Raw genomic sequence first — 7,069 nt, forward strand, 5'->3', positions numbered from 1 at the left:
CGCATGTCCGAGAGCACACCCCGGCCGAGCTCCCTGATCCACACCGTCTACGGCGAGTTCGTCCGCCGCCTCGGGGGCTGGATATCCATCGCCGACCTGATCGCCCTGCTGGCCGAGCTGGACGTCGACGGCCCGGCCGTCCGCTCGGCGACGTCCAGGCTGAAGAAGGCCGGCACCCTGCTCCAGGAGCGCCGCGCGGGCACCGGCTACCGGCTGGCTCCCGCGATGGACCCGGTGTTCGAGGAGGGCGACCGGCGGATCTTCCACAGCCTGGAGCCCGCCGAACTGGGCGACGGCTGGGTGGTGGCGGTCTTCTCGGTGCCCGAGTCCGCCCGCGCCCACCGTCACCAGCTGCGCTCCCGGCTGAGCTGGCTCGGCTTCGGCAACGCGGCCCCCGGGGTCTGGCTGGCGCCCGCCCGGCTGCTGCCGGACGCCCGTCGGCTGCTGGACCGGCTCGGGCTGAGCGCCTACGTCCACCTGTTCCTCTCCGCCGAGTACGCAGGCTTCGCCGATCTCCGGACCGCGGTGGCGAGTTGGTGGGACCTCCCGGCGATCGAGGCGCAGTACGCGGCGTTCGCCGACGCCTGGCGCCCGGTCGCCGAGGAGTCGCGCGGACGCGCGCCGGTCGACCCGGCGGAGGCGTTCCGCGACTACGTGCCGATGCTCACCCAGTGGCGCCGGCTGCCGTACCTGGACCCGGGGCTGCCCGCGCCGCTGCTGCCCGACGACTGGAACGCGGTGCCGGCCCGCGCGGTGTTCACCGAGCTGCACGGCCTGCTCGCCGAGCCCAGCCTCCGGTACGTCGAGAAGGTCACCGGACTGTCCCGCCCCCAGGAGCCGCAATGACCGCCCCCGCCCCCGCCGACCTGCTGATCCGCGCCGCCGCCGTGCACACCCTGGTGCCCGGCGAGCCGCCCCGCCGGGCGGTCGCCGTCACCGGCGGCCGGATCGCCGCCCTCTCCCCCGCGCCCGACGGGCTGGACGGCCTGATCGGCCCGGACACCGAGGTGGTGGACGCCCCGGGCTCGACCGTGCTGCCCGCCTTCGACGACACCCACGCCCATCTGGTGCTGGCCGGGCACAGCGTCCACGGTGTGCCGGTCCACCGGGCCCGCGACCTCGCCGGGTTCCTCGGCCTGATCCGGGAGCGCGCCGCCCGGACGCCCGCCGGGGAGTGGATCCACACCACGGTGAACTGGCAGGAGGTCCTGCTGGCCGAGCAACGGATGCCCACCGTCGGGGAGTTGGACGCGGTCACCACCGAGCACCCGGTGCTGGTGCGGCGCGGCGCGTACAACATGGTGCTCAACTCGGCCGCGCTGCGGCTGGCCGGGATCGACGAGTCCACCGAGGCGCCGCCCGGCGGCGTGATCGAGCGCGACGAGCACGGGCGGCCGACCGGCCGACTGGTCAACCGGGCGGTCGAGCTGGTCGAGCGGGTGCTGCCCCGCCCCACCCTCGCGGAGCGGATCGAGGGCCTGCGCGCCGCCTCTGCCGCGTTCGCCGCCACCGGGATCGGCACCGTCCGCGACTGCCTGGTCCCGGTCGAGGACCTCGACGTGCTGGACGCGGCCCGGGCCGGGGGCGCCCTGGCCGTCCGGGTCCGGGCGCTGGTCTCCGGCTTCGCCGCCCGCACACCGGAGCAGGTGGACGCGCTGCTGGACCGGATGGACGACTGGCGGGCCGCCGGCCGGGACGACGACCGACTGCGGCTCTGGGGCGTCAAGTTCGGCATCGACGGCGGCTTCGAGGCGGGCGCGGTGGAGGAGCCGTACCAGGATCAGCCGTGCTACCACGGCCGGCTGCTCTGGGAGCCGGCCGCGCTGCTCGCCGCGGTGGACCGGGTGGTGGAGCGCGGCTGGCGGGTCGGCGTGCACGCCTGGGGCGACCGCGGACTGCGGGTGCTGCTGGACGTCTTCGAGCGGGTGCTGAAGCGCCGCCCCGGACTGCCGCCGGGCACCCTGGTGGTCGAGCACGGCGGCCTGGCCCGCCCCGGGCAGCGGGCCCGGGCGGTCGCGCTCGGCATCCCGGTGACGGTCCAGCACCCGCTGCTGCACGACGGCGCGCTCACCCAGCAGCGGGCCTGGGGCGAGGAGCGCACCGCCGCGCTCTTCCCGCTGCGCGAGTGGCTGGACGAGGGCGCGCTGATCGCCGGCGGCTCGGACTTCCCGGTCGGGCCGTACGGCGCGATGGTGTCGGTGTGGGGCATGACCACCCGGGACACCACGGCCGGGGTGGTCGGCCCCGAGCACGCGATCGGCCGGGCCGAGGCGGTCGCGCTGCACACCGTGAACGCGGCCCGGCTGACCGGCGAGAGCGCGGTGCGCGGCAGCCTGCGGCCGGGGGCGTTCGCCGACCTCACGGTGTGGCCGGCCAATCCGCTGGACTGCCCGGTGGACGCGCTGCGCGAGCTCCGCCCCACCCGGACGGTGGTCGACGGGCGGACCACCCACCGGAGTTGACGGGCCGTCAGGCGGCCGCGAGCTCCCGCAGGTCGATGCCGCGGTGCAGCGCGCGCAGGTCCTCGTGCAGCGTGGACGGCGGGACGGCGAGCACCCCGCAGCGGGCCCGGTCGAGGCACTGCCGGGTGACCGAGCGGCGCAGCAGCCCGCGCGCCCTGGCCCGGACGCCGCCCTGCTCACCGGTGCTGACCACCAGCAGGTCGCCGGGGCGGTCGGCCAGCCCGGTCAGCACCGCTGCGGCCTCGCCGCGCACGACCAGCGGCCGCACCTCCACGCCGACCGGCAGGCCGCCGAAGGCCTGCTCCAGCGCGCTCGCCATCCGCGCCTCGGCGAGTTCCTGCCAGGCGCGCAGCAGCGGCGGGCACGGCCGGGCGCGGTAGTTGCGCTCGCCGCCGACCGGCGTCCAGGCGAGCACCGGGACCAGGACGGCCTGCCGGACCCGGGCCTCCTCGGCCGCCCGGTGCAGGGCGGTCAGGCTGTGCAGGGAACCGCTGACTCCGACGATGACGCGGGCGCCGTCCGACATGATCCTTCGCTTTCCAGTGCCAGAACTCTTCAATGTCTGCGATTAGGTTGCCACACTCCCATTTATGCCTGCAAATCTAAGGCATTCACTGAATATCACCGTGCATCGCCAGGCATATCCATGCCCTGGCCGCCACCCGCCGGGCGGACCTCCTGGAGCAGCCCCCAGGTGAAGTCGGCCTCGTACGGACGCACCCGCCCGTCGCCGTCCGCCGCCGCGAAGTCCAGCCGGAACCTGGTCGGCGCGCTCCCCTCGCGCGGCACGGCCGACGGGAACGCGGCCCCCACGTCATCCACCACACAGCTCCACGGCGCGAGGTCGGCCGCCGTGCGCAGCACGGGCGCCGGAGCGCCCGGCGCCCGTACCAGCCACTCGTTCAGCAGCGGCCCGCCGGTCTCCGCCGGGCCGAGCAGGACCTCGAAGCGCAGCTCGGGCCAGAGCGGCAGCGCCCACTGCCGCGCGACGCAGGCGAGGTCCCCGATCCGGCGCGGCACGCTCGCCCCGGCCGGCCCGAGCACGGCGGCGTACCGGGCGCCGCCGCGTGGGAACCCGGGCGCGCGGACCATCGCCTGCCAGCGCTTGTTGGCCTCCCGCATCGAGGACCGGGTGGCGCCGAGCCGCCGCACCGCGTCCTCGACCAGCCCGGGCTGGAAATCGGCCATCCGGCGCAGCAGCACCAGCTGGAACTCGGTCGCCCCGAAACCGTTGATCGCCATACCCGCAGCCTAGAGCCCCTCCGTTCGAGCATATGTTCGAACAACGGCGTACGCTGGCCCCATGCACGGCACTCTCCACCTCCAGCCCTCGCTGTTCGACGACGCGGACCGCGGCGGCATCCACCTCGGCCCGCTCGACGGCCTGCGGCGGCAGCCGCTCGGCGACGGCGCCTGGCTGGACCTGCTCCCGGGCTGGCTGCACGGGGCGGACGAGCTGTTCGAACAGCTGGCCGCCACCGTGCCCTGGCGGGCCGAGCGCCGCGAGATGTACGAGCGGACGGTCGACGTCCCCCGGCTGCTGGCCTCCTACCCGGCCGGGGCCGAGCCGCCGCACCCGGTGCTCGGCCTGGCCCGGGCGGCGCTGAGCCGGCACTACGCCCGGGAGCTGGGCGAACCGTTCCACACCCTCGGCCTCTGCTACTACCGGGACGGCCGGGACAGCGTGGCCTGGCACGGCGACCGGATCGGGCGCGGCGCCCGCGAGGACACCATGGTGGCGATCCTCTCGGTCGGCGAGCCGCGCACCCTGGCGCTGCGGCCCCGGTCCGGCGGCGCGGCGGTCGTCCGCCACCCGCTCGGCCACGGCGACCTGGTGGTGATGGGCGGCTCCTGCCAGCGCACCTGGGAGCACGCGATCCCCAAGACGGCCCGCCCGGTCGGCCCGCGGATCAGCATCCAGTTCCGGCCGCGCGGAGTGTCCTGATCCCCCGCTTGCCGCACACCCGCCGGGCGCGGAGGCTGGCGGGTGGGGCCGGTCACGCCGGGTGCCGGGGCCGAGCCGCGGGCACCGAACGCCCGGCACCGGACGCCGGAGCGCCGAACGCCGGGGCGCCGGGACGCCCGGGCGCCGGGCCCGGAACACCGCCCCCGTCAGGAGGGCCGCATGCCGAAGCCGGGCATCTACCGCGCCGGGGTCCCGTGCTGGGTCGCGCTCACGACACCGGACACCGCGCGGGCGCAGGCCTTCTACGGTGCGCTGTTCGACTGGGAGTTCGTCCCGACCGGCCCCGCCGAGGCGGTGGCCACCCGGTACGGCGCCCAGGTCGCGGCCGTCGAACGGGCCCGGCCCGCCGACCCGCCCGCCGCCTGGACCACCTTCCTCGCCTGCGCCGACCCGCTGCGCACCCTCGCCGCCCTCCGGGCCGCCGGCGGCCGGCTCGCCCGGGAGCCGTACGAGGTGGCCGAGCAGGGCCGCGCCGCACTCGCCGTCGACCCGCTCGGCGCCCGCTTCGGGCTCTGGCAGGCCGGCACCATCGACGGCGCCGGCCTGGTCGACGAGCCGGGCGCGCTCGCCTGGAACGAGCACCTCTCCCCCGACCCCGACGCCGCCCGGGCCTTCTACCGCAGGGTCTTCGGCTACACCTACGACCGGCCGCGGGCGGGCCACACCCTCGCCCGGGTGGCCGGCCGTCCGGCCTGCAGCATCGGCCCCGGCGCCCCCGGGGCGGGCGCGCGCTGGCTGGCGCACTTCGCGACCGAGGACACCGACCGCGCGGCCGAGCGGGTGCGCGCCCTCGGCGGCACCGTCGTCACCGGGCCGGAGCCGACGCCGTACGGCCGCACCGCGCTGGTCCGGGACGACGCCGGCGCGGAGTTCGCGCTGGTCGCCGTCCCGGCCCGGGACTCCGCGGCCGCGGCCTGAGCCCGGGCCACCGGAGCGCCCGCCCGCTCGCCCGAGCCACCGCCTCACTCTGCGTCAATTTGCCTTCCTGGCAAGACTGTTCGGCATCGCTCCGCGCCGACCGGGACGACCGCCCCGCCGACCCCGCTGTCCGTTGCGACCGCTACCGTGCTGGCATGAGTTCCTTCCTGCGCGCGTACCTGGTCGACCCCGCGGAGCTCCGGGCCCGCGTCGGCAGCGGCGACGACGGGGCGGTCGACGAGGCCCTCGCGTACTTCGGCCCGTCCCTGGACAGGTCGGACGAGCACTTCGCCGACGAGATCGCCCAGGGCGCTCCGACCGCCCGGGAGGCGCTGCGCGCCGTGGTGCACGGCGGGCCGTTCTCCGGGCACGAGGACCACGCCTTCCAGTACGGCTACGCGTACCGGCGGCTGTGCTGGCTGGTCGGACAGCCGCTGGAGGTCGACTCCTTCGGCCCGTTCCGGGGCACCTGGCTGGAGGTGGTCGACGAGGGCCTGAAGGCGTACGGGATCACCGCCGTCTCGGTCGCGGACTTCCAGTACGGCGGCGGCCTGCCCGCCGGACTGCCCCACTGCGACGTTCCCTCCTGCGACACCTGGTCGGCCGAGGCCTGCCGGCGGGCGTTGGAGCAGTTCGAACGGGCCGAGCGCGAGGGCCGCACCCCGGCGCCGGAGCGCGAGGTGGCCGAGGCCGTCGCGGAGGTCGTCGGCTGGCTCCGGCTCGCGCGGCACCGGGAGGGCGCCGACGTCGTCGGCTTCGTCTCCTGAGCGCTCCCGACCCCGGACGGCCGAGGGAGCCCCGACCTCACGGCGGGGCTCCCGGGTGTTCGGCCGTCGGCGGTCGTCAGTCCTTCACCGCCCCCGCCAGCCCGGACACCAGCTTGCGCTGCACCGCGATGAAGAAGATCAGCACCGGCACGGTCATCAGCGTGGACGCCGCCATGATGCCGCCCCAGTCGTTCTCGTCCGGCTTGAAGAAGACCAGCAGCGCCGAGGGCAGCGTCTGGTTCTGGCTGGCGCTGATGATGAAGGTCTTGGCGAAGACGAAGTCGTTCCACGCCGCGATGAAGGAGAACACGCTGGTCGCGGCGAGGCCCGGCGCCACCAGCGGCAGCAGGATCCGCCACAGGATGCGGGTCCGGCCGGCCCCGTCGATCTGCGCCGCCTCCTCGATCGAGACCGGGACGGCCGCGACGAAGCCGCGCATCATCCAGATCCCGAACGGCAGCGAGAACGCCAGCTGCACCAGGACCAGCGAGGCCAGGGTGTTCAGCCCGATGCCCGGGGCGAACCGGCCGGCGTCGCGGAACATGAAGAACAGCGGGATGGTCAGCGCCTCGACCGGGATCATCTGGGCGATCAGGAACATCACCATGATGGTGGTGCGGAACCTGAACCGGAACCTGGTCACGGCCACCGCCGCCAGGAAGACCACGACCGCCGACAGCACCACCACCGACAGCGCGACCACCAGGCTGTTCACGAAGTAGCGTCCGAAGCCGTCCACGCTGAGCACCTGGCGGAAGCTCTCCAGCGTGGGGTGGGCGGTCCACGGCCTGGGCTCGAGCGACTGGATCTCGCCCTTGGGCTTGAAGGCCGAGAGCACCATCCAGAAGATCGGGAAGGCGGTGACCACGCCCAGCAGGATCGCGCCGGTGTTGGCGGCCAGCCGCCACCGGCCGCGGGTGTTCCGGCCCCGGGCCTTCCGGGAGCCGCCGGTGTTC

At 75.6% G+C, this 7,069-nt stretch carries 8 protein-coding genes; 5 read left to right on the forward strand and 3 right to left on the reverse strand.

From position 1 onward, the window contains the following. Nucleotides 1-3 precede the first annotated feature (3 nt). Both ABZW03_RS11165 and ABZW03_RS11170 read left to right on the forward strand, forming a co-directional pair. Nucleotides 4-846: a PaaX family transcriptional regulator C-terminal domain-containing protein gene (locus ABZW03_RS11165; RefSeq protein ID WP_355254927.1), complete on the forward strand. Its 843-nt coding sequence runs from the start codon at nucleotides 4-6 to the stop codon at nucleotides 844-846. After that, nucleotides 843-2,462, forward strand: a complete 1,620-nt coding sequence (locus ABZW03_RS11170; protein WP_355254929.1) for an amidohydrolase — start codon at nucleotides 843-845, stop codon at nucleotides 2,460-2,462. The genes ABZW03_RS11165 and ABZW03_RS11170 overlap by 4 nt, the downstream gene beginning before the upstream one ends. A gap of 7 nt (nucleotides 2,463-2,469) precedes the next feature. On the opposite strand, the gene ABZW03_RS11175 is transcribed toward ABZW03_RS11170, so the two are convergent. Both ABZW03_RS11175 and ABZW03_RS11180 read right to left on the reverse strand, forming a co-directional pair. Then, entirely contained in the window at nucleotides 2,470-2,988 is a 519-nt protein-coding gene (locus ABZW03_RS11175) for a universal stress protein (RefSeq protein WP_355254931.1), read from the reverse strand. A gap of 95 nt (nucleotides 2,989-3,083) precedes the next feature. After that, complete coding sequence (locus tag ABZW03_RS11180; RefSeq protein WP_355254933.1) at nucleotides 3,084-3,704, reverse strand: hypothetical protein; 621 nt, start codon at nucleotides 3,702-3,704, stop codon at nucleotides 3,084-3,086. 61 nt (nucleotides 3,705-3,765) lie between these two features. Between ABZW03_RS11180 and ABZW03_RS11185 the strand changes: the two genes are divergently transcribed. The 3 genes from ABZW03_RS11185 (at nucleotide 3,766) to ABZW03_RS11195 (ending at nucleotide 6,113) form a co-directional block, all read left to right on the forward strand. Beyond that, entirely contained in the window at nucleotides 3,766-4,407 is a 642-nt protein-coding gene (locus ABZW03_RS11185) for an alpha-ketoglutarate-dependent dioxygenase AlkB (protein WP_355254935.1), read from the forward strand. Nucleotides 4,408-4,587: 180 nt separating this feature from the next. Next, complete coding sequence (locus ABZW03_RS11190; RefSeq protein WP_355254937.1) at nucleotides 4,588-5,346, forward strand: VOC family protein; 759 nt, start codon at nucleotides 4,588-4,590, stop codon at nucleotides 5,344-5,346. Between the two features lie 155 nt (nucleotides 5,347-5,501). Continuing rightward, complete coding sequence (locus ABZW03_RS11195; protein ID WP_355254940.1) at nucleotides 5,502-6,113, forward strand: hypothetical protein; 612 nt, start codon at nucleotides 5,502-5,504, stop codon at nucleotides 6,111-6,113. A gap of 76 nt (nucleotides 6,114-6,189) precedes the next feature. Here ABZW03_RS11195 and ABZW03_RS11200 read toward each other — a convergent pair whose 3' ends face one another. Beyond that, nucleotides 6,190-7,014: a carbohydrate ABC transporter permease gene (locus tag ABZW03_RS11200; RefSeq protein ID WP_355254946.1), complete on the reverse strand. Its 825-nt coding sequence runs from the start codon at nucleotides 7,012-7,014 to the stop codon at nucleotides 6,190-6,192. Between the last annotated feature and the right edge of the window lie 55 nt (nucleotides 7,015-7,069).

This window comes from Kitasatospora sp. NPDC004799, from assembly GCF_040609095.1.
In the GTDB taxonomy this organism is placed as follows: Bacteria; Actinomycetota; Actinomycetes; order Streptomycetales; family Streptomycetaceae; genus Kitasatospora.